Source organism: Paraburkholderia sp. PGU19, assembly GCF_013426915.1.
In the GTDB taxonomy this organism is placed as follows: domain Bacteria; phylum Pseudomonadota; class Gammaproteobacteria; order Burkholderiales; family Burkholderiaceae; genus Paraburkholderia.
Genome location: NZ_AP023180.1, coordinates 1,992,968 through 2,019,468, shown reverse-complemented (window position 1 = coordinate 2,019,468; position 26,501 = coordinate 1,992,968). Strand labels below are relative to the sequence as shown.

24 protein-coding genes and 1 pseudogene are annotated in these 26,501 nt (G+C 63.4%); 18 read left to right on the top strand and 7 right to left on the bottom strand.

The features are described from left to right. Nucleotides 1–89: 89 nt before the first annotated feature. The 6 genes and pseudogenes from H1204_RS26660 to H1204_RS26635 form a co-directional block, all read right to left on the bottom strand. Nucleotides 90–2,018 (bottom strand): dipeptide ABC transporter ATP-binding protein, encoded by a 1,929-nt coding sequence (locus H1204_RS26660; RefSeq protein WP_180731497.1) that lies wholly within the window; start codon nucleotides 2,016–2,018, stop codon nucleotides 90–92. A 35-nt stretch (nucleotides 2,019–2,053) separates the two neighbouring features. Then, entirely contained in the window at nucleotides 2,054–3,049 is a 996-nt protein-coding gene (locus H1204_RS26655) for an isoaspartyl peptidase/L-asparaginase (RefSeq protein WP_180731496.1), read from the bottom strand. After that, a complete protein-coding gene (locus H1204_RS26650) occupies nucleotides 3,046–3,999 on the bottom strand; it encodes a MurR/RpiR family transcriptional regulator (protein WP_180731495.1) in 954 nt (317 codons plus the stop codon). The genes H1204_RS26655 and H1204_RS26650 overlap by 4 nt, the downstream gene beginning before the upstream one ends. A 316-nt stretch (nucleotides 4,000–4,315) precedes the next feature. Then, complete coding sequence (gene tssJ, locus H1204_RS26645) at nucleotides 4,316–4,978, bottom strand: type VI secretion system lipoprotein TssJ (RefSeq protein ID WP_180731494.1); 663 nt, start codon at nucleotides 4,976–4,978, stop codon at nucleotides 4,316–4,318. Nucleotides 4,979–5,009: 31 nt separating this feature from the next. Beyond that, nucleotides 5,010–6,068, bottom strand: coding sequence for a type VI secretion system baseplate subunit TssG (gene tssG / locus H1204_RS26640; RefSeq protein WP_180731493.1), 1,059 nt, complete (start codon nucleotides 6,066–6,068; stop codon nucleotides 5,010–5,012). A gap of 14 nt (nucleotides 6,069–6,082) precedes the next feature. Further along, nucleotides 6,083–6,487, bottom strand: a pseudogene (locus tag H1204_RS26635) (type VI secretion system baseplate subunit TssF); the annotation flags it as partial. A 148-nt stretch (nucleotides 6,488–6,635) separates the two neighbouring features. On the opposite strand from H1204_RS26635, the gene H1204_RS26630 reads away from it, so the two are divergent. The 5 genes from H1204_RS26630 (at nucleotide 6,636) to H1204_RS26610 (ending at nucleotide 12,952) form a co-directional block, all read left to right on the top strand. Further along, a complete protein-coding gene (locus tag H1204_RS26630; RefSeq protein ID WP_243468677.1) occupies nucleotides 6,636–8,174 on the top strand; it encodes an OmpA family protein in 1,539 nt (512 codons plus the stop codon). Nucleotides 8,175–8,186: 12 nt separating this feature from the next. After that, nucleotides 8,187–8,672 (top strand): Hcp family type VI secretion system effector, encoded by a 486-nt coding sequence (locus tag H1204_RS26625; RefSeq protein WP_180731492.1) that lies wholly within the window; start codon nucleotides 8,187–8,189, stop codon nucleotides 8,670–8,672. Nucleotides 8,673–8,774: 102 nt separating this feature from the next. Continuing rightward, a complete protein-coding gene (gene tssH / locus H1204_RS26620; protein ID WP_180733319.1) occupies nucleotides 8,775–11,516 on the top strand; it encodes a type VI secretion system ATPase TssH in 2,742 nt (913 codons plus the stop codon). 26 nt (nucleotides 11,517–11,542) lie between these two features. Further along, nucleotides 11,543–11,947, top strand: coding sequence for a type VI secretion system baseplate subunit TssE (gene tssE, locus H1204_RS26615; RefSeq protein WP_180731491.1), 405 nt, complete (start codon nucleotides 11,543–11,545; stop codon nucleotides 11,945–11,947). A 69-nt stretch (nucleotides 11,948–12,016) separates the two neighbouring features. Beyond that, nucleotides 12,017–12,952, top strand: coding sequence for an IclR family transcriptional regulator (locus H1204_RS26610; RefSeq protein WP_180731490.1), 936 nt, complete (start codon nucleotides 12,017–12,019; stop codon nucleotides 12,950–12,952). A 109-nt stretch (nucleotides 12,953–13,061) separates the two neighbouring features. Here the strand turns inward: H1204_RS26610 and H1204_RS26605 are convergent, their stop codons facing one another. After that, entirely contained in the window at nucleotides 13,062–14,135 is a 1,074-nt protein-coding gene (locus tag H1204_RS26605; RefSeq protein WP_180731489.1) for a porin, read from the bottom strand. 441 nt (nucleotides 14,136–14,576) lie between these two features. Between H1204_RS26605 and H1204_RS26600 the strand changes: the two genes are divergently transcribed. From H1204_RS26600 to H1204_RS26540, 13 genes are read left to right on the top strand one after another with little or no spacing between them, the layout of a single operon-like run. Next, on the top strand, nucleotides 14,577–14,894 hold the full coding sequence (locus H1204_RS26600; protein ID WP_007587796.1) for a non-heme iron oxygenase ferredoxin subunit: 318 nt from the start codon (nucleotides 14,577–14,579) through the stop codon (nucleotides 14,892–14,894). Between the two features lies 1 nt (nucleotide 14,895). Continuing rightward, nucleotides 14,896–15,207 (top strand): recombinase-like helix-turn-helix domain-containing protein, encoded by a 312-nt coding sequence (locus H1204_RS26595; RefSeq protein ID WP_042304475.1) that lies wholly within the window; start codon nucleotides 14,896–14,898, stop codon nucleotides 15,205–15,207. A 42-nt stretch (nucleotides 15,208–15,249) separates the two neighbouring features. Beyond that, on the top strand, nucleotides 15,250–16,338 hold the full coding sequence (locus tag H1204_RS26590; RefSeq protein WP_091781013.1) for an aromatic ring-hydroxylating dioxygenase subunit alpha: 1,089 nt from the start codon (nucleotides 15,250–15,252) through the stop codon (nucleotides 16,336–16,338). Further along, complete coding sequence (locus tag H1204_RS26585; RefSeq protein WP_180731488.1) at nucleotides 16,331–17,089, top strand: SDR family oxidoreductase; 759 nt, start codon at nucleotides 16,331–16,333, stop codon at nucleotides 17,087–17,089. Before H1204_RS26590 ends, H1204_RS26585 begins: the two co-directional genes overlap by 8 nt. Before the next feature lie 35 nt (nucleotides 17,090–17,124). Beyond that, entirely contained in the window at nucleotides 17,125–17,664 is a 540-nt protein-coding gene (locus tag H1204_RS26580) for a cupin domain-containing protein (protein WP_180731487.1), read from the top strand. 31 nt (nucleotides 17,665–17,695) lie between these two features. Next, nucleotides 17,696–18,589 (top strand): alpha/beta fold hydrolase, encoded by an 894-nt coding sequence (locus tag H1204_RS26575; RefSeq protein ID WP_180731486.1) that lies wholly within the window; start codon nucleotides 17,696–17,698, stop codon nucleotides 18,587–18,589. Beyond that, nucleotides 18,586–19,446 carry an IclR family transcriptional regulator gene (locus H1204_RS26570; protein WP_180731485.1) on the top strand — a complete coding sequence of 287 codons (861 nt, stop codon included), beginning with the start codon at nucleotides 18,586–18,588 and terminating at the stop codon, nucleotides 19,444–19,446. The genes H1204_RS26575 and H1204_RS26570 overlap by 4 nt, the downstream gene beginning before the upstream one ends. Further along, nucleotides 19,446–20,252 carry an SDR family oxidoreductase gene (locus H1204_RS26565; RefSeq protein WP_180731484.1) on the top strand — a complete coding sequence of 269 codons (807 nt, stop codon included), beginning with the start codon at nucleotides 19,446–19,448 and terminating at the stop codon, nucleotides 20,250–20,252. The genes H1204_RS26570 and H1204_RS26565 overlap by 1 nt, the downstream gene beginning before the upstream one ends. Beyond that, complete coding sequence (locus tag H1204_RS26560; RefSeq protein WP_180731483.1) at nucleotides 20,245–21,903, top strand: thiamine pyrophosphate-binding protein; 1,659 nt, start codon at nucleotides 20,245–20,247, stop codon at nucleotides 21,901–21,903. The genes H1204_RS26565 and H1204_RS26560 overlap by 8 nt, the downstream gene beginning before the upstream one ends. Beyond that, nucleotides 21,896–22,726: an aspartate dehydrogenase gene (locus tag H1204_RS26555; RefSeq protein WP_180731482.1), complete on the top strand. Its 831-nt coding sequence runs from the start codon at nucleotides 21,896–21,898 to the stop codon at nucleotides 22,724–22,726. Before H1204_RS26560 ends, H1204_RS26555 begins: the two co-directional genes overlap by 8 nt. 24 nt (nucleotides 22,727–22,750) lie before the next feature. After that, nucleotides 22,751–24,247, top strand: a complete 1,497-nt coding sequence (locus H1204_RS26550) for an aldehyde dehydrogenase (RefSeq protein ID WP_180731481.1) — start codon at nucleotides 22,751–22,753, stop codon at nucleotides 24,245–24,247. A gap of 13 nt (nucleotides 24,248–24,260) precedes the next feature. Beyond that, nucleotides 24,261–25,226, top strand: coding sequence for a VOC family protein (locus H1204_RS26545; RefSeq protein WP_180731480.1), 966 nt, complete (start codon nucleotides 24,261–24,263; stop codon nucleotides 25,224–25,226). Next, a complete protein-coding gene (locus tag H1204_RS26540; RefSeq protein WP_180731479.1) occupies nucleotides 25,219–26,475 on the top strand; it encodes an FAD-dependent oxidoreductase in 1,257 nt (418 codons plus the stop codon). Before H1204_RS26545 ends, H1204_RS26540 begins: the two co-directional genes overlap by 8 nt. Nucleotides 26,476–26,501: the final 26 nt, after the last annotated feature.

Sequence of the window (26,501 nt, the reverse complement as noted above, 5' to 3'; positions counted from 1 at the left end):
CTCCACTGAGCGAGGGAACTGCCTGTAGTTATGCCGCTGGTCTGCGCGGCTAAGGGGTTGTTGCCGGTAATGCGTGATGTGCCGAGTTGCTAGTAAGCGCCGCCAATTCGATGCGCGGCCACGAAATGATCCGGGCCTACAGCGACGAGCGGCGCGACGACGGGCTCATTGTCGAGCGCGCGAATCGGGCTGGGTAATTCGTCGGCGGCGAGCATGCGCTTCGCGTGGCGGCGCGCCGGATCGGCGACGGGCACGGCGCCCATCAGCTTCTTCGTGTACGGGTGCTGCGGCGATTCGAACACCGCGCGACGCGGTCCGATCTCGACGATCTGGCCGAGATACATCACCGCGACGCGATGACTGATACGCTCGACGACGGCCATGTCGTGCGAGATGAACAGATACGCCACACCCAACTCGCGCTGCAGGTCCAGCATCAGATTGACGATCTGCGCCTGCACGGAGACGTCGAGCGCCGACACCGATTCGTCCGCGATCACGACCTTCGGATTGAGCGCGAGCGCACGCGCAATCGCGATGCGCTGACGCTGGCCGCCCGAGAATTCATGCGGATAGCGGCGCGCGGCGTCGGCGGGCAGGCCGACCTTGTCGAGCAGCCACGCGACGCGCTCCTGCGCTTCCTTACCGCTCGCGACGTTGTGCACGAGCAGCGGCTCCATGATCGAGAAGCCGACCGTCAGACGCGGATTGAGCGACGCGAACGGGTCCTGGAAAATGAACTGGATATCGCGGCGCAAAGCCTGCAGCGAAGGGCCGGTGAGCGAACTGATGTCCTTGCCGTCGAACTCGATGCTGCCGCTCTGGCTTTCCACGAGCCTCAACAGCGAGCGCCCCGTCGTCGATTTGCCGCAACCGGATTCACCGACCAGCGCGAGCGTTTCGCCGGCGTGCAGATCGAAGCTGACGCGCTCGACGGCATGCACGCGGCCCGTGAGCTTGCCGAACAGGCCGCTGCGCACAGGGAAACGCGTGACGAGATCGCGTACGCGGAGAATCGGCTGAGCCTGCTCTGATGCTTGCGATGCCGACTCGCTTTCGCTTTCGGCAGGCGGCTGCTGCGCATGTGCGCCGTCGAGCGTGAGCAACGAAAACTTCGCGGGCGCGTCCGTGCCTTGCATCGAACCGAGCTTCGGCACGGCCGCGAGCAGCGCTTTCGTATAAGGATGCGTGGGCGCCGCGAACAGCTGCGACGACTCGCCTTCTTCGACCTTGTCACCGCGATACATCACCAGCACGCGATCCGCCACTTCCGCGACGACGCCCATGTCGTGCGTGATGAAGATCACGCCCATGTTCATCTCGTCTTGCAGGCCCCGTATCAGTTGCAGGATCTGCGCCTGTATCGTCACGTCGAGCGCGGTGGTCGGCTCGTCGGCGATCAGCAGAGACGGCTTGCACGACAGCGCCATCGCGATCATCACCCGTTGCCGCATGCCGCCCGACAACTGGTGCGGATAGCGCGCAGAGACGCGGCGTGCTTCGGGAATGCGGACGAGATCGAGCAGACGCAGCGTTTCAGCATGTGCCTGACTGCGGCTCATGTTCTGATGCAGCGCGATCGCTTCGCTGATCTGATCGCCGACCGTGAAGACGGGGTTGAGCGACGTCATCGGCTCCTGGAAGATCATCGCGATATCCGCGCCGCGAACGGAACGCATGGTGGATTGCGATGCCCGCGCAAGATCGAGCACGTTGCCGTTGCGCCGGCGAAACGCGATGCTGCCGTTCGCAATGCTTCCGCCGCCGTGTTCGACGAGGCGCATCAACGCGAGCGACGTCACCGATTTGCCCGAGCCCGATTCGCCGACGATGGCGAGCGTCTCACCGCGATCGACGGTGAGCGACAGGTCGCGCACCGCGTTGAACGTGGACTCGCCGCGACGGAATGCGACCGTGAGGCGGTCGATATCGACGACGCGTTGCGGCGGCAGGCTGTCGAGCGGGCGTCGCGGGTGGTGCGTGTTCGGCGTGTTCGGCACGATGATGTCTCCCGGCATCTGAAACAGGGGATTTGCGAAAGCGTGGCGGCGGACTAGCGATAGATCGCCGTGACGGGCGCTTCGCCGACGCGCGCATAACCGCGATACATGCCCTCGGTGTTGAAGGGCAGCACGACGTTGCCGTGCGCGTCGACGGCGATCAGGCCGCCGCGTCCGTCGATGCGCGGCAAGCGGTTCATCACGACGTCGTTCGCAGCCTCTTCGAGCGAGGCGCCGCGATAGGCCATTTGCGCGGCGACGTCGTAGGCGGCGACCATGCGCATGAACATTTCGCCGGAGCCCGTGGTCGAGACGGCGCAGGTTGCGTCGTCGGCATAGCAGCCCGCACCGATCAACGGCGCATCGCCGACACGGCCCAACTGCTTGTTCGTGATGCCGCCCGTCGAGGTCGCGGCCGCGACGTGGCCGTACAGATCCACGGCGACTGCGCCGACCGTGCCGAACTTTTTGTTCGGGTCGATGGGTTCGTGAGGCAGCGCTTCGTTGTTTGCGGACGATGCTTCTTGCGCGGCAAGTGTTGCGCCGTCATGGTCGAGCATCGCGCGCTGCTGCTCGCGCGCGAGTTGCCACTGGCGATAGCGTGCATCCGTGTGGAAGTACGACGGATCGACGAACTCCAGACCTTGCGCCTGTGCGAACGCTTCGGCGCCTTCGGCCGTGAACATCACGTGCTCGCTGTACTCGAGCACGTGGCGCGCCGCGACGATGGGGTTGCGAACTCGCTTCACGCACGACACCGCGCCTGCTTCCAGCGTGCGGCCGTCCATGATCGACGCATCGAGTTCGTGCGTGCCCGCCGATGTAAAAACCGAACCGTGCCCCGCGTTGAATAGCGGACACTCTTCGAGCAGCCGCACGGCTTGCGTGACGGCGTCGAGCGCGCTGCCGCCGTCGGCGAGCACGCGTTGCGCGGCGACGAGCACGGCGCGCAATTCGGCGTGATAGCGGGCTTCCGCATCGGAGGCCATCGACGCGCGCACGATCGTGCCCGCGCCGCCATGAATCGCGATTACTGCCTTGGTGGTCATTGCTTGTTCTTTGCCTGTTTAGGAGTGGGCCGCGTGGCGGTCTTCGAATGGGCTGACAGCGTGGATGTGTCGGTGAGCCACGGCAACACGAACTCGGTCATGTTGGCGGCAGCCTGCGCGGAGCGCTTCGCGCGGAACGCGACGGCGTCGCACAGCGCTTCGATCACGGCGAGCACGGTCGCTTCCGATGTCGCGGCGAGACGCCGTTCGGCGCGGATGAAGAGCGAGCGTGTGGCGAGCGTGGCGAGCGGCGACGTCGGGCCGTCCGTCAACGCGAGCACGTCTGCGCCGAGGCTGGCGGCGCGGCGCGCGAGCTCGAGCGTGTCGTCGACATAGCGAGGAAACGCGATGGCGATCACCAGATCGCCCTTGCACGCGTTGAACAGGCGGCGCGCCGCGTGCGTCGGTCCGCCAATCAAGGCGAGCGACTGCACGTTGTCGTGATACGGCAAAAGGTTGTGCTCCATCAGGCTCGCAAGAAACGCGCTCGCGCCGGAGCCGAGGATGAACACGCGTCGTGCGGCGATGATCGCGTCGACGGCGGCTTCGGCGGCTGTGCCGTCGATCGTGCTGCGCGTCGTGCCGAGATTGGTCGAGGCCTGTTCGAGTGACGCGCTGAACAGTTCGTCGCCGTTGGTCTGCGATTCCTGCGCGGTGCGGAGGCGCTCGACGGGCGCGAGCGTCGCTTCGAAGCCGCGCACCAGCGCCTCGCGAAACGCCGGATAGCCGTCGAAGCCGAGCGCGCGCGCAAAGCGGTTCGCCGTCGCGATGGACGCGCCGACGGCCGTTGCCAGTTCGTCGATCCGCATGGTCGCGGCGCGGAACTGGTTGGCCAGCACGAACTCGCCCATGCGCCGGTGGACAGGCGTGAGGATCGGCATCGCGGCCGTGATGCGGGCGGCGATGGCGGGCTCGGCGGCGGTGGGTGGGTTCTGACGTTGGCGGGACATGAGTGTCGGAGCGGATCTGTCGGTCTGACTGGAATGAAAGTGAATTTACATGAAATTTATCTTGTGAAAATATTTTTTCGCTCAGACGGGGGTTTGTACGGAGGGAGAGGTGCTGAGTGCTTTCGCAGCGCCCGTCGATTGCCGACAGGGGATCGTTCAGATCAGGCTTGGGGATGGCGCACCGCCGCTTGAGCGGCAGTGAGACGAAAGAGGTGCTGCGCAACGGCAGCGTGAGAAGCGGCCTCGCCGATAAGCAATGCCGCATTGAAGGCAAATCGACCGTCGATGCGCGCGTGCGTCGACGGCCAAAGGGCGGTTAGCCTTCGAGAGGCTGAAGCACCGTGATTGAACCCGTTGTGATCGACGCAGCGGCTTTCGCTTTCGGCGTTGCAGCAGCCGGTGCGCTGGCGGCATTAGGCGCGCTCTGCTGTGGCGCGTCGTGCTTCACCGGCTCCGGCTTTGCATCGACGAGTTCCATCACGTTGCCGCGCACGACGATCTTCACGGGATCGGTTTTTTTCCACTGCTTCTTCGGGACCAGCAGTTTCCACGTCGAGTCGCGGTCGGGATTGCGAAAGAATGCGACGACCCCTACGTATTGGGCATCTTCTTTCATCGGCTCGTTGATGTTCGCGCTGGCGTTGGGGCGCAGCACGACGTCTCGGGTTGCCAGCAGATCGGCCTTCAGCGCGTCGAGATCGTTGGTCTGCAATTGCGCGTACTCAAGTTGCTGGAAGTTCTGCGCATCCTTCAACTGGTACAGCCGTACGACCGTCGAAAGCGATTGCCCGGCGGCGTTCTCGTTCAGTGAAGCGCGGCTGACGAGATCGACGCTCATGGTCTTGACCTGAGTCGTGAAAACCCATTTCGCGGCATCCACCGTGTTATCGGACACTGCCTGAGTGAGTCCGCATCCTGCCAGTGTCAGCGCAGTCAACAGCAATGCGCTCATGCCCGGCGCGTTTATTTTCCTGTTCATGTTTTCGACTTCGTTTGAGGTGTTCTGTCGATCAATGCATCGGCGTGCGATCGCCGCTGCTGCCCGTCCATACGCCCAGTTGCACGCGCGTTCGCGCGCTATTGCGGCTTGACATGCCTGCGCCGGCCAGCCTTGTCGTGAAGCCGAGCCGCACTTCTTCCGCGTTAAGCTTCTGTGGCGGCATCAGGTCGGGCGCGACCTGCATTTCCAGGTTCGCTTGTGCTTCGTAGCCAAGGTAAAAGCGCAGCAGCGTCATCACCTCGCGATGCGCGGTGTGACCGGGCAGCAGCGCAAGCACGGCTTCGCGCGTGTTCGGCGTGAGCACGATGCGCACGCTGTTGCTCCTGTCGTAGAAGCCGCGGCCGAGCAGGCAGGATTCGCCGAGCGCCGCACCTTGATCGCCGTCCGCGTTGATCCAGACGGGATGAAATTCGTCGACGTCGACATCCGTATCGGGCACGGCGTGCCGGAGAACGCCCGCAAGCCCTTCGGCCGTGCGCGTCTTTTGACCTGCGAGACCGAGCATCGACAGCAGCTTTCTGGTGCCGACTTCGCGCGCCACGTCAGGTGTGCCGATGCCGAGTCCGGCATAGCTGAGCAGATAGCGCGAAACCTCGTCGGTGCCGTCGTTTTTGAAACCCGCCGGATAGCGATACTTGCGCCATACGCGGTAGTACTGCGTGACGATGCGGTGATGGAAGAGATCGAGAAACGCGGCGAGCGGTTCCGCGCCTTCGCGGCTCTGTGCGACTTCGTCGGCGAAGTACGATGGCATGCGCGCATCCACGCCATAGAGACCAAGAAAGGTCGTCACGATAGCCGGCGGTTTCAGCGGATCGTCGGGATCGCTTTCGATCGCATCGATCTCACGACGCGGAAACCCCAGACGTGCGCGCGAACGAAAGCGGACCGGTTCGTCGGTTGGCGAATCCGTTGTGCCGATGGGCGCGCGATCCGGCGCGGCCAGTTCGATGAGCTGGCAGAAGCGGAAGAAATTCATCTGCATCGCGTGATCGAGCAGCGCGGGCAGCAACGGATGGTCGGCCTTGGTGGCGTCGTTTGCCTCGTGATGGACGGATCGCGAACGCATGGAATTCAGGCCGTTCAAAACGGTGCTCCTTCACTCTTGGTGTCGGGCCATTCGATACGACGGCCTGTGGGTTGCGAGACGATCACGAGCTTCGTATAAAGATTGAGCGACGCGTACAGCCCGAGGAACCGGTTCAACATGCCGCCGAACAGTTCGAGATCGCCGTCGCCCGCAAAACGGCCGCTGTCGATCGTCACGACAATCTCGACACCGCGTTGCACACCGCCGCGCATCAGTTTCTGCACGAGCCGATGCTGGACATCGGTGATGGCGTCGATGCGCCGACGGTTCAACTCGCCGTCCGTCCAGTCGTAGAGCGCGAGACTGCCGCGCAGGATTTCAGCATTCAGCAGCGACAGGTAGTTCGGTGCGAGATGCGACAGCACGCGCCACTGGAAGCGGTCGCCCGTCGGCGGATATCCCTGGCGGTCCACCTTCGTCTGGATTGCGCTGCTCGCGTTGACGTGGCTGGCGTTGTTCTCACCGTTGACGCGCGACTGGAACGGGTCGTGCGCCGCGCTCGTATTGCTGGCGGCATTGGTTTGCATCGCGACCGCAACCCGCCGCATGCGGGCACGGCGCGCATCGACGCAGCACGTACTGCGTTCCATCGATGCAGCGCTCGCATCGTTGCCCGCAGACATCAAACGCAATACGCCACTCGTGCTGACGGTTGGCGAACCGGGCAGCGTGCTCTCGCGTGTCTTCGACAAAAACGCCGTCATCGTCACGGATACAGCGATATGGGTGCGTCATGATGATCCGTCGAAGCTGATGCACCTCGCGGATGCACTGAAGCGTTGGCGTGGCGGCCAGGGTCCCGACGCCGTCGCGTGGCTGATGACGTCCGACGACCCGGCGAGCGCCGTCGCCTTGCAGGCGACGCTCAAGCGCTGGCGAGTCGCGATCAACGAAGCGAGTCGCGCGGTGGGATACAGGTTGCCGGTATGCATCGCGTTGTACGCGACAGAAACCCGGGACAGGCCGCTCGATTGCCCCTGGTTCGGCGTTTCCGCTCCGGCTCCGTTGGACTTGCCCGCGACGGCGAAGCAGCTTTCGGCGTCGCTTGGCGCCTTCGCCGAAAGGGCGATGCCGGAGGACCGCCAGCCGCGAGCGTTCATTGCGACACAACTGGACGCATTCGCACGTTGTGCTTTTGAAGCCGTTTTGCCACCGTTGCTGGATACGCAGCGTGGCATGCAGGCGTTGACGCTGAACGCTTTTGGCGTGACGGTCGTGGCTGGCCCGATGCTTCCCGATTCGCTGTATGGACAGTTCGTCGCCGCAACAACGGCGCTCGATCTGCCCGCCGCCGCAGGCATCACGCAGCGTTATCCATTGCCGATACCACTGATTCGTGGCATTGCGCCACAGCCGGTTCGTCGGGCTTTGCCCATCGCGCTCGCTCATGCGTTCGCGTGGCTTTCCGTATGGTTTTGCGCGGCAGCGGTGGCTTCCGCGTGGCAGAACCGCGCGCTCGTTTCCGGCGTGCTAGCTCATATGGCGCGCTACGAGGCCATCCCGCCGGCACAGGATGCCGCGCGCGTGGACGCGCTCACGGCGCTCAAGCGCGATCGCGACCAGTTGGAGCAATACGCGAGCGCAGGCGTGCCGCCGCGGCTCGGTCTCGGGTTGTATCGCGGCGCGCCGTTGCTGCCCGTCGTCAATCGACTGATTGCCGGTTATCAGCCGCCCGCCCCCGCGCCGTCGACGATCGAACTCGACAGCATGTCGCTCTTCGACAGCGGCAGTTCGAAGCTCAAGTCCGGTTCAAACCGCGCGTTGATCGGCGCGCTCGAAATGATCAAGGCGCACCCGGACAAGCGGGTGTTGATTGCCGGCCATACGGATTCCGTTGGTAGCACGGGCAGCAACCTGGCGTTGTCCGAGGCCCGGGCCGCCGCCGTCCGCGACTGGCTAGCGGATGCGTCCGGCCTGTCGGTCACGCGCTTCGCGATACAGGGTTACGGCGACACGCGTCCCAAAGCGCCGAATGACGGTGAGGCAGGACGAGCGGCGAACAGGCGCGTCGAGATCACGCTAGTACCCGACTGCCGTGTCGATCGCGGCGACGGTTTTACACATGGCCATCCGGCCTGCTCATAAGGAGAAGAAGAAATGGCAATTCCCGCATATATGTGGCTCAAGGATGATGGCGGCGCCGACATCAAGGGCTCGGTCACCGTTCACGATCGCGAAGGCAGCGTGGAAGTGGTTCGGTTCGATCACGGCATCCACATTCCGACCGACGGCAATACCGGCAAGCTGACGGGCACACGCGTGCACGCGCCGATCACGTTCACGAAGGAAACCGACGCGTCGACGCCGTATCTGTACAAGGCCGTGACGAGCGGCCAGACGCTGAGGTCGGTCGAAATCAAGTGGTACAAGATCGACGACGCCGGCAAGGAAAAGGAATACTTCAACACCAAGCTCGACAATGTGAAGGTCGTGGCCGTGCGTCCGAAGATGCTCGACATCAAGATCCCCGAATTCGAGAAGCACAACCATCTCGAAGAAATCGAACTGCGCTACGAAAAGATCACGTGGTCGTACAAGGATGGCAACATCATCCACGGCGATACGTGGAACGAGCGTTCGTAAGCGTTCAAGCGTGACGGTCCTGTCTGGCAACACGCCTTGAGGGATCGTCATCGTCTCCGGTCCGCTTGCGCGGACCGGCTTGTGCCCCGTCTTTCTTCCGCCATGATCGCCAGAGATTTCTCCCTGTTCCTGCGCCGCCTGAACGAGCATTGCGCACAAGCCCTCGCCGACGCGGCGAGCCTGTGCGAAACCCGCGCCCATCGCGACATCGAGGTCGAGCATTGGCTCATCAAGCTGCTTGAACTCGGAGACGGTGACCTCGTGGCGCTCATGCGGCGCTATGAACTGGACGCCGACGCAATCTGGAACGGCTTGCTGAGTGCGATCGACCGGCTGCCGCATGAGCTGCGCGGCAAGCCTGGGTTGTCGAACCGCCTCGGACAGTTGCTCGAAGCGGCGTGGATGCGCGCTTCGCTGGACTCGTCTGGAACGGGCAGTACCGTCATTCGCTCGGCGCATCTACTGGCTGCATTAGCCGATACGCCGTCGTTGCTTCGCGCGCCGGATGCGTGGGCATTGCTGTCGGTATCGCCTGCGCAGATCGAGCGGGTGATGCCGGAACTCGACCGGATTTCTATCGAAGCGCCGCGCGCCGACGCGAACGCGGCTGCGCAATCACACGCCGAAGTGACGCCGGACACGGTGCCCAGAGACGGAAGCGCTCACGCATCGGGTCGCCAGCACTCGAACGACGCGCTTTCGCGCTTCACCATCGATATCACGCAGAAGGCGCGCGAAGGGCGTATCGACCCGGTGTTCGGCCGCGACGTGGAGATTCGCCAGATGGTCGACATTCTTGCGCGGCGGCGCAAGAACAATCCGATTCTGGTGGGTGACCCCGGTGTCGGCAAGACGGCGCTGGTGGAAGGTCTGTCGTTGAAAATCGCGCAAGGCGATGTCCCTCTGGCAATTCGCGACGTCAGCGTGCTGACGCTCGACCTGGGTCTGCTGCAGGCGGGCGCGGGTGTGAAGGGCGAATTCGAGCAGCGCCTGAAAAACGTCATCGAGGCCGTGCAGCAATCGCCTGTGCCCGTTCTGCTGTTCATCGACGAAGCCCACACGCTGATCGGAGCGGGCAATTCCGCAGGCGGCGCCGACGCTGCGAACCTGCTCAAGCCGGCACTCGCGCGCGGCGAGTTGCGCACGATTGCTGCGACCACATGGTCGGAGTACAAGCAGTATTTCGAGCGCGATGCGGCACTGGAGCGGCGTTTTCAGATGGTCAAGGTCGATGAGCCCGACGACGACAATGCGTGCCTGATGTTGCGTGGGTTGAAAGCGCGTTACGCGCAACATCATCGCGTGCATATCACCGACGCGGCCGTGGCGTCCGCCGTGAAGCTGTCGCGTCGATATCTGACGGGGCGCCAGTTGCCGGACAAGGCCGTCGATCTTCTTGATACGGCCGCCGCCCGCGTGCGCATGAGCTGCGAGGCGACGCCTTTGGCCATTTCCACGCGCGAAGCAGAGAAAGCGTCGCTCGAAGTCGAGCGCCATGCATTGATCGAGGATCAGGCGGCGGCATCCGCGGACGTTCGCGACCGCGTGAATGCCATCGACGCTCGGCTTGATGAACTACGCGCCGGGTTGCACGAACTGGAATCCGCTTTTGCCGCGCAAAAGGAAGCGGCGGCGCGGGTCGTCGGATTGCGCGAGCAATGGCGGGCAACAGCTGACGAAACAGTGCGCGGCACGCTGCAGCAGTCCATCCGAGAGGCCCATGCGGCGCTGACGCAGCGCGGCGCCGAGCCGCTTGTTCACGCGGAAGTCGACGAAGCCGCGATCGCGTCCGTGATCGCCGACTGGACAGGCGTGCCCGCCGGCAGTCTGCTTGAAGACGAACTCGCGACGCTCGTGGAACTCGAAACGCGGCTCGCGCGCGTCGTCGTCGGTCAGGACGACGCGCTCGCCGCGCTTGGCAAGAGCCTGCGCACGGCGAAAGCAGGACTCAAGTCCGAAGAGGCGCCGCTTGGCGTATTCCTGCTGGTGGGGCCGTCGGGCGTCGGCAAGACGGAGACGGCGCGCGCGCTGGCCGATCTGATGTTCGGCGGCGAACGTGCGCTCATCACGATCAATCTTTCCGAGCACCAGGAAGCGCACACCGTATCGCAACTCAAAGGCTCGCCGCCTGGCTATGTCGGCTACGGCCAGGGCGGGGTGCTGACAGAAGCGGTGCGTCAGCGGCCGTATAGCGTGATCTTGCTGGATGAGGTCGAGAAGGCGCATCGGGATGTGTTGAACCTGTTCTATCAGGTGTTCGACCGTGGCTTCATGCGCGACGGCGAGGGGCGCATCATCGACTTCCGCAACACGGTGATTCTGATGACGTCGAATCTGGCCAGCGAGCAAATCGTGACCGCATTCGACACCGCAAATGAAGCCGCGAGCGACGTTGCGCAGAACGCTCCCGACCATGTGCCTGTCAGTGACGCGCTGCTGATGGAGCGTGTTCGTCCCGTGCTCGTCGAGCACTTCCAACCGGCCCTGCTCGCGCGGTTTCAATCGGTGATCTATCGGCCGCTTGCGGCTGCGGCGCTTGGGACTATCGTGCGCATGAAGCTCGATAAGGTCGCGCACCGGATCGCAAAGCGTTTCGAAGTCGCGCTGATCTGCGACGACACGCTAATCGATGAAATTGTCCTTGCCTGTCAGACGCCGGATTCGGGCGCACGGAATATCGACAGCTTGCTCGATCAACAGATCCTGCCCGTGCTGTCGCGTGAGTTGCTGGTGCGCTCGGCGAAAGGCAAGTTGCCGGCCACGATACGGTTGTCGGTGAGCGAGACGGAAGGCGTGATCGTGGATTTCGAAGAAGCGAGGCTTCACGATGAGGCCGCCGCGTGACGGGAGGCGGCCCCGGACTTTTCGAAATGGTGACCGGGCACTTTGCGAACGGCGCGGCCGTCGACGAGTTCGACGCCCAGACACAGACGTTTCTGTCGGTGCAGGACAACATACATCGCATTCTGAACAGTCGCCGCGACGGACTCGTGCATCTGCCGGATTATGGCCTCGCGGATCTATCGGAGATTTACCGGCATTTGCCGGCGTCGGCGCACAAACTCCGCCGCGAGATCGAGATGACGCTGCTCGAATATGAACCGCGCCTGGCTCGCATCGATATCACGATCGACGAGACCGAGGCAGGCATGCTGCTGAGTTTCACGATGTCGTGCCATCTGCACACGCAAGGGCTCGTGCGATTCGGCACGCACTTCACGCCGGACGGCTGCACCCGGCTGAAGATGTTGAACCGGGATATCGACCGGTATTGACTCTCGCCGCCCCACCCACCCCTTCGCGCTATCATCTCTATCTTCCACGGTTCAACGACACAGCCGGACATGGCAAGAGAAAACACGACAGGAGTGGGACACCGGACTGCGGGACCGCAGGCGGCGCACGGATCGGCCGACGAGGACACCGCGCGCAGCACGGATATCGCGGAATCCGCCGAAGAGGAAACGGGCGGCGGCTCGACGTATCTCGTCCCCGGCCTCGAACGCGGCTTGCGCATTCTTGCCGAGTTCTCGGCGCGCGAACCCGTGCTCGGCGCGCCCGAGCTGTCCAAGCGCATCGGCATCCCGCGCACGACCACATTCCGTTTGCTGCAAACGCTCGAAGCACTCGGTTTTCTCGAACGCGCGAATGGCGACCGGCATTTTCGTCTTGGCGTCGCGGTGCTGCGCCTCGGCTTCGAGTATCTGAGTTCGCTCGAACTGACCGACTTCGGCACGCCGATCCTCGAACGGCTGCGCGATCAGACGGGCTTGAGCACGCATCTGCTGATACGCGACGAGCGCGATGTCGTGTTCGTCGCGAAGGCGCAGACGCATGATCCGATGTTCAGCTCAGTGAAGGTGCATGTCGGCACGCGGCTCCCCGCGCACGCGACCGTCCACGGCCAGGTGCTGATGGGCGATCTCTCGCTGATGCAGTTGCGCCAGCTTTACCCCGAGCAGCAGCTCGAACGCTTCACCGACCGCACGCCCGCCACCGTCGACGAATTGTACGAACGAATCCGCGAAACGGCCGCGCAGGGCTATGCGATCAGCGAGGCATCGTTCGAGCGCGGGATATCCGTGGTCAGCGCGCCCGTGCGCGACCAGACGGGCAAGATCGTCGCGGCGATGACGACGACAGTGCCGCGTTCCGATATCGGTGACGATGAACGCGCGCCGCTCGTCGCGAAGGTGTGCGGCGCGGCGCTTGATCTGTCGGCGCGTCTGAACTATCGTCCGTCCCCCGACGATCCGACGCTCGCGCAAACGCGTCGCTAGAAGCGCCATCGCTTTCGCGTCGCAATAGCGCGGCAGAAGAACGAAAACAGGCGGCCTTGATGGGCCGCCTGTTTCATTTCGGGCCTTAAAAAAGGCCTCAAACCGTCGCTCAGAACGAGTGGTGAATGCCCGTCAGTACAATCGCCTGATTGCGGCCGCCCGACACGCCCGCCGTGAAGAACGCAGCGTTCGCATTCTCGTTCGCATGCTCGTAGAGCACGTTCACATAGACCTGCGTGCGCTTGGACAGCGCATAGATATCGCCGATTTCGAACTGCGTCCAGCGGCGGCCGGACAGCGTCGTCGTCGCGGCGCCGCCCGCGAGCGTGTTGGCCGGCGTGAACTGATAGTTCGCACCCGCGTCCCAGCTCTGATACGTGTCCGAGAATCCGTTCGACTGCAACTTCACGCGCGTGTACAACGCATGCACGAGCAGCTTGCCGAGCTGGTACGACAGGCCCGCGCCCATGTTTTCGACCTTGTCGGCGGAGTAGGTTGCCGCCGGCACGCCCTGGAATGTGTTGATGCCCGTCGTGATGATCGAAGGCGTGCGGTTGTGCTCGTTCGAGTAGACAGCCGCCGCCTTGAACGGGCCGTTCGCATAGTTCACGCCGAAACTCAGCGTCTTGCCCGTCGAGAAGTTCGTCGTGTTGCCGAGGCCCATCATCGCGCCGACCGTAAAGCCCGCGTAGCTGATCGACTTGAACTTCACGGAGTTGTCGAACGGTACGACGCCCGTGTCGGCCAGTTCGTCGATGTTGCCGGGGTGGAACGCAAACCAGCTCGCCGCGAGGTACCCGGTGCTGAGCGGACCGAGCATGTCGAAGTTGAACGGCGTCTGATGGCCGAGCGTGATCTGCCCGAACTGGTCGGAACTGATGCCCACGTACGCCTGCCGGTTGAACAGCGTGCCCGCTTTCGCGAAGTTGCCGGTGTTCGTATAGAAGCCGTTTTCCAGCTGGAAGATCGTGTGCAGACCGCCGCCCAGGTCTTCGACGCCGCGCAGGCCCCAGCGGTCCGGCTGCATGTTGCCCTGTTCCTCCATCCACTTCGTATGCCCGCCGACGTTGCTCACGTAAGCAATGCCGGCATCGAGGCTGCCGTACAGCGTGACGCTGCTTTGCGCCCATGCCGTCGATGTCACCACAAGTCCTGCCGCGCCGGCAGCGATGATGCGTTTCACCCTTGGTACTCCTGATCGTGTAGTCGAGAGCCGGACGCGCCGGTTTCTCTTCCTTTGCCTGTCATCTCTCTGGATGGCCTTCTGGTCGCCTGCCACATCGGCTATCCGTACTTTGTTCCACCTATGGGAATGTGTATCGCCTATGGAAAGTATAGAGAGTCAATAGCGCGATCAAAAAAGTTTTTGCGACAGTGAAAACCCTCATTCATCCGATCACTTCGGATGCCGTACGCGCGCGCTCTTTATGCGCAGCAACCCATTGATTTGGCCCGGTTTACGCGCTTCTTACGTTGCAAAAAAGCTGCTGTTGGTGTTTTCCCTGGAAGCGCAGAATTTTTATTTTGTTCGCCCAAACATGTTTCTATAATGACCATACATAAACTGTTGTTCCTTAGGTGGAACATCAAACGATCGGAACCGGTTGGTCGGAGAAGGTGAGAAATGAGTGAACAGTGGCTTTGCGCCGGACACGCCGGCGCGTTATCCGAAGACGCGCCCGTCGAGTTCAAGCTCGGCGACGGCAAGGAAATCGGCATCTACAAGGTGGGCGATGAGGTCTACGCGCTCGAGAACGTCTGCCCGCATGCGTATGCGCTGCTGACACAAGGCTTCGTCGACGGCGACACGGTCGAATGTCCGCTGCACGAAGCCGTTTTTCACATCCCGACGGGCAAGTGTCTGAAAGAGCCGGGCGGCCGCGACCTGAAGGTGTACGCGGTGCGCCTCGCGGGTGAAGAAATCCAGATCAAGGTGGAATGACATGAAAGAAGCCGTCGTGAACTTCAATCCTTTCCTGAAGCCGTGGCTCGCGCCGCAGCCGAACAACGTCGCCGGCAAGGGCGTGATCGAAAAGCCGGGCGAAACCGAGAACATGATCTGGCAGACGCGTAAGGCGGAGCCGACGCAATACGAGAACGACTTCGGCAACGCGCTGGAACAGGTGTTCGAAGCAGGTGCCGTCGAGTTGCATGAAGTGGTGGCGGGCCTGAACGGCGTCGGATTCCGCACGCCGGAAGGCGCGCAGTGGAGCGAAGAGCGTCTCGCCGCGGAACTGCGGCTGCTCGCGGAATAAGCGCCACGCGAACACTCGATCAAGCGAACACGGAGTTTCCCCATGACGTCCCTCAATACAACGAGCCCCGCAGCCGATCCGATTCAGGCGTACCTCGATCGCGGCATCAAGAACTACTGGTATCCCGTCGCGCCGAGCTGGCAGGTAGGCAATGCGCCCATCGGCCTCACGCGACTCAGCGAGCAGATCGTGCTGTGGCGCGATCAGGACGGCAAAGTCCACGCGCTCGAAGACCGTTGCCCGCATCGCGGCGCGCGCCTGTCGCTCGGCTGGAATCTCGGCAATCGCGTCGCATGCTGGTATCACGGCATCGAAGTCGACGGCTCGGGCACCGTGCAGGCCGTGCCTGCCGTGTCGGCCTGTCCGCTCGAAGGACAGAAGTGCGTGAAGTCGTATCCCGTTGAGGAACATGCGGGCGCGATCTTCCTGTGGTTCGGCGACGACGCGCACAAGGAGCCGACGCCGCTCGCACTGCCCGAAGAACTGGTCGGCGCGGAGTACTCGCAGTTCTTGTGCGTATCGAACTGGAAGTGCAACTATCAGTACGCGATCGACAACGTGATGGACCCGATGCATGGCGCGTATCTGCACGCGACGTCGCATTCGATGGCAGAAGGCGACAAGCAGGCCGACATGCGCGTGCGTAAAACCGAGACTGGCCTCATGTTCGAGAAGGTCGGCCAGCGCGATGTGAATTTCGACTGGGTCGAACTCGGCGAAACGGGTTGCCTGTGGATGCGACTCGCGATTCCCTATAAGAAGAAGTTCGGCCCTGGCGGCAGCTTCGGCATCGTCGGCTTTGCGGTGCCCGTCGATAACGACAACTGCCAGGTCTACTTCTGGCGTACGCGCAAGGTGAGCGGCTGGCAGCGCGACGCATGGCGCTTCCTGTATCGCAATCGTCTTGAAGGGCTGCACTGGGCGGTGCTCGAACAAGACCGCTATGTGCTCGAAAGCCTCGCACCGAACGCGCGTGCTCACGAATTCCTCTATCAGCACGATGTCGGCATGACGCGCGTGCGCCGCATGCTGCGTCAACGTGCGCAACAGCATTTCGCCGATCTCGAAGCGCTAAACGCGAAGCAGGCGGAAGCGGGCGCGCAAGCGTCGACGGGGCACGCTCATGCCTGATGTCACGGTCTCCAGCCTGAGCGGACGGCGTGTCGTCGTGACAGGCGGCGCGCGTGGGCTCGGCGCGGCGTTCATCGAAGCGCTTGCTAAAGCCGACGCGCGTGTCGTGTTCGGCGATGTGCTCGACGCGGAAGGCCACGCGCTCGCGGAAAAGCTCGGCGCGAATGTGCACTTCGTTCCGCTCGATCTCGCGAGTCCCGACAGCATCGATGCGTTCGTCGCACAGGCCGCGCAAAAGATGGGCGGCATCGACGCGCTGATCAACAACGCCGCCATCACCAACTCAGGCGGACGCTTCGCAGAAGAGCTGACCACGCAAACGTGGGACGCCGTGATGAACGTCAACGTGCGCGGCACGTGGCTGATGTGTACGGCAGCGTTGCCGCATCTGCGCGACTCGAAGCGCGGCGCGATCGTCAATATCGCTTCTGACACGGCGATGTGGGGCGCGCCGAAGCTGCTCGCATACGTTGCGAGCAAGGGCGCGGTCATCGCAATGACGCGTTCGCTCGCACGCGAATTCGGCGCGCACGGCATCACGGTGAATGCGATTGCACCCGGCCTCACGGAAGTCGAAGCGACGGCCTACGTGCCCGCCGAACGCCACGAGTATTACCTGAAGGGCCGCGCCTTGACGCGTGCTCAGGTGCCCGACGACGTAACGGGCCCCGTGCTTTTCCTGCTGACGGATGCCGCCCGCTTCGTGACGGGCCAGTTGCTGCCCGTGAACGGCGGCTTCGTGATGAATTGACCTTGCTCGAACCAGCAAACCACATGGAGAAAACAATGGCCGACGCCGATCTCGAACGCAAATCGTGGGATCAACCCGCCGACGCAAGTTTCGAACAATGGATGGACACGCGCGTCGCGCGGTTCGAAACGCGCCGCTACGACTGGGACGCGCTGAAGTTCCAGGCCGACTACGACCCGAAGTACCGTCGGGCGCAAATGCGCTATGTCGGCACGGGCGGCACGGGTGTCGCCAAAGACATGAACACGGTGCCCGCCGGCAACTTCACGTTCTCGACGATGGTGATTCCCGCCGGCAACATCGGCCCTAGCCACATTCATACCGACGTCGAAGAGATCTTCTTCGTGTTGCGCGGCAAGATGAAAGTGGTCTGCGAGCGCGACGGCGAAACGTGGGAAGCCGTGCTCGGCGAACGCGATCTGATTTCGGTGCCGCCCGGCGTTTATCGCACGGAAATCAACATCGGTGAAGAAGACGCGCTGATGTGCGTGATGCTCGGTTCGTCGAAGCCGATCACACCGACGTATCCGCCCGATTCGCCGCTGGCGAAGATCAAGCGCGATCTCGCGAAGTAAATCAACGCACATCATTCGAGAAGCGAAGCCCATGTCCGCAGCCTTGCCCGTCATTGCCGATCGAAACGCCACGCTGGAAACGCGCCTCTCGCACTTCCCGGCGCAGCGGATCGCGATTGCGTCGCAACGCGCGATCGGTTATCGCGCAGCGGGTGCCGCACACGCTGATGCGTTGCCGCTCGTACTGTTGCACGGCATCGGCTCGGGCGCGGCTTCGTGGGTGCAACAGTTCGAATCGCTCGGCACGACGCGCCGCGTGTTCGCGTGGGACGCGCCGGGCTACGGCGAATCGACACCCGTTGCGTCGGCTTCGCCTACCGCGAACGAATACTCGAGCGCGCTCGAGCAATGGCTCAATGTGCTCAAGATAGAACGTTGCGTACTGATCGGGCATTCGCTCGGCGCGATCATCGCGGGCTCGTTCGCAGCGTCGCATGCGGAACGTGTCGCGGGGCTGCTGCTGATTTCGCCCGCAGCGGGCTACGGCGCGGCATCCGAAGAAGTGCGCGCGTCGAAGCGCGACAGCCGCCTCGCGATGCTTGCCGAACTCGGCCCGCAAGGACTCGCGGACCAACGCAGCGCCAACATGCTGTCGCCGTATGCCGACGACGCATCGCGTAACTGGGTGCGCTGGAACATGTCGCGCATCGTGTCGACCGGTTACGCGCAGGCGACGCATCTGCTCGCCAACGCCGACCTCGCCAGCGATGTCGCGAAGATCAACGGCCGTATCGCCGTCGCGGTCGGCGCGGAAGACACGATCACACCGCCGTCGTCATGCGAGCGGATCGCGCAGGCGGCGCGCACGCGCCTGCAGATCATCCCGCGCGCGGGTCACGCGGGCTATATCGAAGCGGGCAATGAATACACCGCGCTCATCGACGCCTTCTGCCGCGTGAGCGACGGTTACTGGAGTAAAGCATGACCCCCGAATTGACGGGCACTGCGCCTGAAGCAGAAGACGACCGCAACGACGCGAATTACCGCGTGCCCGGACTCGAACGCGGCCTGCGCATTCTCACGGAATTTTCGCCGCGCGAGCCGGTGCTCGGCGCGCCCGAGTTGTCGAAGCGCCTCGGCATTCCGCGCACGACGGTTTTCCGTCTGCTGCAGACGCTCGAATCGCTCGGCTTTCTGGAGCGCGCGGATCGCGACCGCAACTATCGCCTGGGCGTCGCGGTGCTGCGCCTCGGCTTCGAATATCTCAGCTCGCTTGAACTCACCGATCTCGGCTTGCCGTTGATCGAAGGATTGCGCGACGCGACGGGACTGACCACGCACATCGTGATCCGCGACGGCCGCGACGTGGTGTTCGTCGCGAAGGCGCAGAGTCACGCGCCCGTGTTCAGCTCGGTGAAGGTGAACGTCGGCACGCGGTTGCCCGCGCATGCGACCACGCATGGCCATGTCCTGATGGGCGATCTCACGCTCGACGAACTGCGCGCGCTGTATCCGGAGAAGACGCTTGAACGCTTCACGAAACACACGCCCGCCACCGTCGACGAACTGTACGAGCGCGTGAAGGACGACGCATTGCGCGGCTTCGCGATCAGCGAATCGTCCTTTGAAAACGGCATTTCCGTCATCAGCGCGCCCGTGCGCAACGACACGGGCCGTATCGCCGCTGTGATCACGACGACGATTCCGCGTCCGCAGATCGACGCGGCGCTGCTGGACGGCGGCCTGATCGACAAGGTGCGCAGCGCGGCGGAGCAACTGTCGCTGCGGCTGAACTATCGGCCGTCGGCGGAAAGCAGATACATGAAGGCATTGGGGCTCTGATGATTCAAATCGATCTCACAGGACAGGTTGCAGTCGTGACGGGCGGTTCGTCCGGCATCGGTCTCGCAACGGCCGAACTCTTTTTGCGCGCCGGCGCATCGGTAGCGATCTGCGGGCGCGATACCGACCGGCTCGCGAGCGCCGAAGCTTCGCTACGCGCCCGGTTTCCGCAAGCGCAATTGCTGGCCGCGCGCTGCAACGTACTGGATGCTGACGAAGTCACGAAATTCGCAAACGATGTACAGCAATGCTTCGGCCGCGCTGACATGCTCGTGAACAACGCAGGCCAGGGCCGCGTATCGACCTTCGCGGACACGAGCGACGAAGCATGGCGCGAAGAACTGGACCTCAAGTATTTCAGCGTCATCCGACCGACCCGCGAATTTCTGCCGATGCTCACGCAAGCCGCGCAGCAAGGCAACGGCTCGATCGTCTGCGTGAATTCGCTACTCGCATTGCAGCCCGAGCCGCATATGGTCGCAACCTCGTCGGCGCGCGCGGGCGTGCAGAACCTGATCAAGTCGCTGGCCGTCGAACTCGCGCCGCAGGACATTCGCGTGAACTCGATTCTGATCGGCATCGTCGAGTCTGGCCAATGGCGCCGCCGCTATCAGACGCAGGCAAAGCCGGGTCAAAGCTGGGAAGACTGGACCGGCGAACTCGCGCGCACCAAGCACATTCCGCTCGGCCGCTTCGGCCGTCCTGAAGAGGCCGCACAAGCGCTCTTTTATCTCGCTACACCCCTGTCGTCGTACACGACGGGAAGCCATATCGATGTCTCCGGAGGCGTTGCACGTCATGTCTAACAAAACCACCGTCGGCGAGCTGATCGCCGCTTTTCTCGAGCAATGCGGCGTCAAAACCGCATTCGGCGTGATCTCGATCCACAACATGCCGATCCTCGACGCGATCAACACGCGCGGCAACATCCGCTATGTCGGCGCACGCGGCGAAGCGGGCGCGCTGAACATGGCCGATGGTCTGGCGCGCGTGTCGGGCGGCCTCGGCGTCGCGTTCACGAGCACGGGCACGGCTGCGGGCAATGCAGCGGGCGCGATGGTCGAGGCGCTGACGGCAGGCACGGCACTCGTGCATATCACCGGTCAGATCGAATCGACGTATCTGGATCAGGACCTCGCGTACATCCACGAAGCGCCTGATCAACTGGCGATGCTCTCGTCGATTTCGAAGGCCGCATACCGCGTGCGTTCCGTCGAGACCGCACTCGCGACGATTCGCGAAGCCGTGCGCGTCGCGCAAACCGCGCCGAGCGGCCCCGTCAGTGTCGAGATTCCTATCGACATTCAGGCCGCCGAAATCGAATGGCCCGTCGACATGGCCGCGCCGCACGTCAACACGCTGACGCACGACACGAAGCGCGTCGAGCAACTCGCCGACGAACTCGCGAAAGCAAAGCGCCCGTTGCTGTGGCTCGGCGGCGGCACGCGTCATGCGCGTGCGCAGGTCGAGCGCCTCGTGAAGCTCGGCTTCGGCGTCGTCACTAGCGTGCAGGGCCGTGGCGTGCTGCCCGAAGATCATCCCGCGACGCTCGGCGCATTCAACGTGCAGCCGACGGTTGAGAAATTCTACAAGACCTGCGATGCGTTGCTCGTAGTCGGCTCGCGTCTGCGCGGCAACGAGACGCTCAAGTACAAGCTCGCGCTGCCGCAGCCGCTGTTCCGCGTCGACGCCGACGCACTCGCCGACAACCGTGGCTACCGCAACGAACTGTTCGTTCATGGCGACGCAGTCGCCGTGCTCGATCAACTCGCGACGCTGCTCGAAGGCCGCATGAAGATCGACCCTGCATTTGCAGGCGATCTCGCTGCGACGCGCGAAGTCGCTGTCGCTGAGACGGGCAAGGGACTTGGACCGTACAAGCGCCTCGTCGACGTGCTGCAACATGCCGTGGGCCGCGACTATAACTGGGTGCGCGACGTGACGATCTCGAACAGCACGTGGGGCAACCGCATGCTGAAGATCTTCCAGCCGCGCGCGGGCGTGCATGCACTGGGCGGCGGCATCGGCCAGGGCATTCAGATGGCGATCGGTGCGGCGCTCGCGGATGCGGCGGCGAAGACTGTATGCCTCGTCGGCGATGGCGGCCTGATGGTCAACGTCGGGGAACTGGTCACAGCCGTGCAGGAAAACGCGAACGTGATGATCGTGCTGATGAACGATCAATGCTACGGCGTGATCCGCAACATTCAGGACGCGCACTACGGCGGCCGCCGCTGCTACGTGCAACTGCATCAACCCGATTTCGCGCAATTCTGCGCGAGCTTTGGTCTCACGCACTACCGCATTTCGTCGCTGGATCAGGCTGACGACATTATCCGCGAAGGCATCGCGAAGAACGGGCCGGTGCTGGTCGAAGTGGACATGCTGTCGGTCGGTTCATTCGCCACGGCCTTCGCCGGCCCGCCCGTGCGCAAACAGGAGCCTGAACATGCCTAACGTTGCGGGCATCAATCATCACACGCCGCTCGACATCGCGATGATCGGCTTCGGCGCGATCGGTCAGACCGTGTACCACGCCGTTGCCACCGATCCGCAAGTGCATGTGTCGCATGTGATCGTGCCCGAGCATCAGGCCAACGCTGTGCGAGAGCAGGTCGGGCCGGATGTGGATGTCGTGTGGTCCGTCGATGCGTTGAAGTCGCGTCCGCAGTTCGCGCTCGAATGTGCCGGGCACGGCGCGCTGGTGAGCCATGTCGTGCCGCTGCTGAAAGCGGGCACGGATTGCGCCGTTGCTTCGATCGGCGCGCTGTCGGATCTTAGTCTGCTCGAAGCGCTGAACGCCGCCGCCGATGAAGGCCATGCAACGGTGACGCTGTTGTCAGGTGCCATCGGCGGCATCGATGCGCTCGCGGCGGCGAAGCTCGGCGGCCTCGACGAAGTGCAGTACATCGGTCGCAAGCCGCCGACGGGCTGGCTCGGCACGCCCGCCGAACAACTCTGCGATCTGCAAGCGCTGACGGAAGCGCGCGTGATTTTCGAAGGCAGCGCGCGAGAAGCGGCGCGCCTGTATCCGAAGAACGCGAACGTCGCGGCAACTGTCGCGCTCGCGGGACTCGGCCTCGATCAGACGATGGTGCGTCTCATCGCCGATCCCGCTGTGACGCGCAACGTGCATCGCATCGTCGCGCGCGGCGCGTTCGGCGAGATGTCGCTTGAAATGAGCGGCAAGCCGCTGCCCGACAATCCGAAGACCTCTGCATTGACCGCGTTCAGCGCGATCCGCGCGCTGCGTAATCGCGCGGCCCGCTGCGTGATCTGATCTGACAGTCAAAGGAAGTACGACATGCCCCACACCGACATCATTTCGAGCCTCGTGCCTTCCGCCGATATCTTCGTCGGCGGCGAATGGAAGCGTGGCCGCGGCGCGCTGTACGCGAGCATCTATCCCGCCGACGGCTCGGTGAACACCGAGATCACGACGGCCGATGCCGACGATGCGCGCGAAGCCGTCGAAGCCGCCGACATCGCGTGGCGCAAGCCGAACTGGTCCGGTCTGAAGCCGCATCAGCGCGCGCTGATCCTGTATCGCATCGCCGATCTGATCATGGCGAAGCACGAAGCGCTCGCGCAGCTGCAACGCCGCGACAACGGCAAGCCGATTGGCGAGACGCGCGTGCTGGTCGCGAGCGCAGCGAACACGTTCCGCTACTTCGCGGCGTGCCTCGAAACGCTCGACGAAGAAGTGACGCCCTCGCGCGGCGACTATCTGACGATGAGCGTGCATGAGCCGATCGGCGTGATCGCGGCGATTACGCCGTGGAATTCGCCCATCGCTTCCGACGCGCAAAAGCTCGCGCCTGCGCTTGCAGCCGGGAACGCCGTCGTGTTGAAGCCCGCTGAAATAACGCCGCTCGTGTCGCTCGCGCTTGCACGTATCTGCGAGGAAGCGGGCGTGCCGAAGGGCGTGCTGAGCGTGCTGCCGGGCAAGGGCTCGGTGATCGGCGATGTGCTGGTGCGCCATCCGCTCGTGAAGAAAGTGTCGTTCACGGGCGGCACCGAAGTGGGACGCGGCATCGCCCGCATCGCCGCCGACAAGCTGATGCCCGTGTCGCTCGAACTCGGCGGCAAATCGCCGACGATGGTCTTCGACGACGCCGATCTCGATCATGCGGTAAACGGCGTGCTGTACGGCATCTTCAGCTCGTCGGGTGAGGCGTGTATTGCGGGCTCGCGCCTGTTCGTGCAGCGCTCGATCTATCCCGAGTTCATGAAGCGGCTCACCGCGAAAGCGCGCGAATTGCGCGTCGGTGATCCCACGAGCGAGAACACGCAGATGGGTCCGCTGATTTCCGCGAAGCATCGCGAGTCGGTTGAGCGTTATGTGGCGCTCGGCCTCGAAGAAGGCGGACGTTTGCTGTGCGGCGGCGAGCGGCCTGTAGGCAATAGCCGCGAGCAAGGCTTCTTCTATCAACCGACGATTCTCGAAGGTCTGTCGAACAACGCGCGCATTTGCCAGGAGGAAATCTTCGGCCCCGTGCTCGTCGCGATGCCATTCGACGACGAAGCGTCGCTGCTGAAAGAAGCGAACGACAGCGTATTCGGTCTCGCCGCCGGCATCTGGACGCGCGACTACAAGCGCGCATGGCGCGTCGCGCGCGCGCTCGAAGCGGGCACGGTCTGGATCAACACGTACAAGCTGTTCTCGATTTCGACGCCGTTCTCAGGCTGGAAAGAAAGCGGCATGGGCCGCGAGAAAGGCCGCCTGGGCATTCGTGAGTACATGCAGCAAAAGAGCCTCTACTGGGGCTTGAACGACGCCCCGCTGGCGTGGGCGAACTGAAGAGGCACGCAACATGAGCATTCTCGGCATTGAACAGATCACGTACGGCGTGACGGATCTGGATACCTGTCGGCGCTTTTTCGCCGACTGGGGCATGAAGGAAACCGCGCACGACGAAACGCGCGCGCGCTTCGAAACGTTGAACGGCTGCACGGTGCTCGCGATGCTGGCGAACGATCCGTCGCTGCCGCCCGCATTCGAAGAAGGTCCGACGCTGCGTGAAGTGACGTGGGGTGTCGCGACGCCTTCCGATCTCGATACATACCGCGTGAGCCTGAAAGGCGCGCAGGGCTATTACTCGAACGACGGCGCCGTCGGCTGCATTGATCCGAACGGGATGGCGATCCGCATCGAAGTGACGCGCAAGCGTGCCGTCGACGTGCACGGTTCGCCGTCGAACGTGTGGGGCCAGACGCTGCGCGTCGATACCCCGAGTCCCATCTACGAGCGCGCGGAACCCGTCGAAGTGGGCCACGTCGTGTTCTTCACGAACTGCCTCGCGGAGCAGGAGAAGTTCTATCAGGAACGACTCGGATTCGAAATGTCGGACCGATATCCAGGCCGTGGCGCGTTCATGCGCTGCGCGCCGCACGGCGGCCATCACGACATCTTTTTGCTGCAACTGCCGACAGGCAAGCGCGGGCTGAATCACGTCGCGTTTACCGTGCGCGACATACACGAAGTATTCGGCGGCGGCATGCACGTCAGCCGTTGCGGCTGGGACACGCAACTCGGGCCGGGACGTCACCCCGTTTCGTCCGCGTACTTCTGGTACTTCCAGAATCCGGCGGGCGGCCTGATCGAGTACTACGCCGACGAAGATCAACTCACACCTGAATGGCAGCCGCGCGATTTTGAACCGGGTCCGACCGTGTTCGCCGAATGGGCGATCGACGGCGGCATCGACGGCAACACACGCCGTCAGAAGGACGCGAAGGCGCCGGAAGGCAAGTTCATGACGGAGCGCAAACATGACTGACGCTGCCATTTCAAACGTTGCCAGCAACGCGGACGCACCGCAAACGATCGTCGTGATCGGCGGCGGCCAGGCTGCGGGCTGGGTCGTGAAGACGCTGCGCAAGACGGGCTTCGAAGGCCGTCTCGTGATGATCGCGGATGAAATCCATCTGCCGTACGAGCGGCCGCCGTTGTCGAAAGCGGTGCTGTCGGGTGATGCCAATATCGACACGGTGCGCCTCTTCGCAAGCGACGATTTCGCTTCGCTCAATGTCGAAGCCTGGCAACCGGACGTTGCGACGCAGATCGACCGCGCGCAACGCGTCGTGCGCACGCAATCGGGCCGCGAAGTGCAGTACGACCGGCTCGTGATCGCAACGGGCGGCGCGGCGCGCAAGTTGCCAGCATCGTTGGTGAAGACGGATCACATCGCGTATCTGCGCACGTTGGACGAAGCGTCCGCGCTCGGCGAGCGTTTGCGCGCGAGCAAGCATGTGCTCGTGATCGGCGGCGGCTGGATCGGTCTCGAAGTCGCGGCGACCGCGCGCAAGCTCGGTGTGGCGGCGACGGTGGTAGAAGGAGCGCCGCGTCTGTGTGCGCGTTCGGTGCCGCCTTTCGCGTCGGACTTCCTGCTCGATCTGCATCGCTCGAATGGCGTCGATGTGCGTTTGTCAGCTGCATTGACTTCGCTCGATACGCATCCTGAAGACGCAAGCAAAGTGCGCGCGACGCTCGCGGACGGCACATGCATCGATGCCGATTTCGCCGTGGCGGGCATCGGGCTCACACCGCATACATCGATTGCCGAAGCGGCGGGTTTGCCTGTGAACGACGGCATCGTCGTCGACGAACACGGCATGACGAACGACCCGCGCATCTTCGCTTGCGGCGATGTCGCGAATCATCCGAGCGCGTGGTTGAAGCGGCGCGTGCGGCTCGAATCGTGGGCGAATGCGCAGAACCAGGCGATCGTCGCCGCGAAAGCCGCACTCGGCCAGTTCGAACCGTATGCGGAGATTCCGTGGTTCTGGTCGGATCAATACGACGTGAACCTGCAGATTCTAGGCGACATTCCCGCCGATGCCGAACTCGTCGTGCGCGGCGATGTCAGCGCGCGCCGCGCGACGCTCTTTCATGTCGCGGACGGGGGCGTGCGCGGCGTGATCGCGATCAACACGCCGCGCGACCTGAAGCTCGCGCGCAAATGGATGACCCAGGGGCGCACGGTCGATGTCGCGGCTCTGGCCGACGCCGACAAAGCGCTTGCCTAACCACAGTACGGGGCGGAGAAACGACG

Coding starts and splice junctions, on each gene's coding strand:
- H1204_RS26555 (WP_180731482.1), top strand. CDS start 21,896: ATGCCTAACGTTGCGGGCATCAATCATCACACGCCGCTCGACATCGCG.
- H1204_RS26600 (WP_007587796.1), top strand. CDS start 14,577: ATGAGTGAACAGTGGCTTTGCGCCGGACACGCCGGCGCGTTATCCGAA.
- tssH (WP_180733319.1), top strand. CDS start 8,775: ATGATCGCCAGAGATTTCTCCCTGTTCCTGCGCCGCCTGAACGAGCAT.
- H1204_RS26550 (WP_180731481.1), top strand. CDS start 22,751: ATGCCCCACACCGACATCATTTCGAGCCTCGTGCCTTCCGCCGATATC.
- H1204_RS26565 (WP_180731484.1), top strand. CDS start 19,446: ATGATTCAAATCGATCTCACAGGACAGGTTGCAGTCGTGACGGGCGGT.
- H1204_RS26575 (WP_180731486.1), top strand. CDS start 17,696: ATGTCCGCAGCCTTGCCCGTCATTGCCGATCGAAACGCCACGCTGGAA.
- H1204_RS26660 (WP_180731497.1), bottom strand. CDS start 2,018: ATGCCGGGAGACATCATCGTGCCGAACACGCCGAACACGCACCACCCG.
- tssJ (WP_180731494.1), bottom strand. CDS start 4,978: ATGAACAGGAAAATAAACGCGCCGGGCATGAGCGCATTGCTGTTGACT.
- H1204_RS26595 (WP_042304475.1), top strand. CDS start 14,896: ATGAAAGAAGCCGTCGTGAACTTCAATCCTTTCCTGAAGCCGTGGCTC.
- H1204_RS26590 (WP_091781013.1), top strand. CDS start 15,250: ATGACGTCCCTCAATACAACGAGCCCCGCAGCCGATCCGATTCAGGCG.
- H1204_RS26545 (WP_180731480.1), top strand. CDS start 24,261: ATGAGCATTCTCGGCATTGAACAGATCACGTACGGCGTGACGGATCTG.
- H1204_RS26630 (WP_243468677.1), top strand. CDS start 6,636: ATGCGGGCACGGCGCGCATCGACGCAGCACGTACTGCGTTCCATCGAT.
- H1204_RS26580 (WP_180731487.1), top strand. CDS start 17,125: ATGGCCGACGCCGATCTCGAACGCAAATCGTGGGATCAACCCGCCGAC.
- tssE (WP_180731491.1), top strand. CDS start 11,543: ATGGTGACCGGGCACTTTGCGAACGGCGCGGCCGTCGACGAGTTCGAC.
- H1204_RS26560 (WP_180731483.1), top strand. CDS start 20,245: ATGTCTAACAAAACCACCGTCGGCGAGCTGATCGCCGCTTTTCTCGAG.
- tssG (WP_180731493.1), bottom strand. CDS start 6,068: ATGCGTTCGCGATCCGTCCATCACGAGGCAAACGACGCCACCAAGGCC.
- H1204_RS26570 (WP_180731485.1), top strand. CDS start 18,586: ATGACCCCCGAATTGACGGGCACTGCGCCTGAAGCAGAAGACGACCGC.
- H1204_RS26655 (WP_180731496.1), bottom strand. CDS start 3,049: ATGACCACCAAGGCAGTAATCGCGATTCATGGCGGCGCGGGCACGATC.
- H1204_RS26650 (WP_180731495.1), bottom strand. CDS start 3,999: ATGTCCCGCCAACGTCAGAACCCACCCACCGCCGCCGAGCCCGCCATC.
- H1204_RS26585 (WP_180731488.1), top strand. CDS start 16,331: ATGCCTGATGTCACGGTCTCCAGCCTGAGCGGACGGCGTGTCGTCGTG.
- H1204_RS26540 (WP_180731479.1), top strand. CDS start 25,219: ATGACTGACGCTGCCATTTCAAACGTTGCCAGCAACGCGGACGCACCG.
- H1204_RS26625 (WP_180731492.1), top strand. CDS start 8,187: ATGGCAATTCCCGCATATATGTGGCTCAAGGATGATGGCGGCGCCGAC.
- H1204_RS26610 (WP_180731490.1), top strand. CDS start 12,017: ATGGCAAGAGAAAACACGACAGGAGTGGGACACCGGACTGCGGGACCG.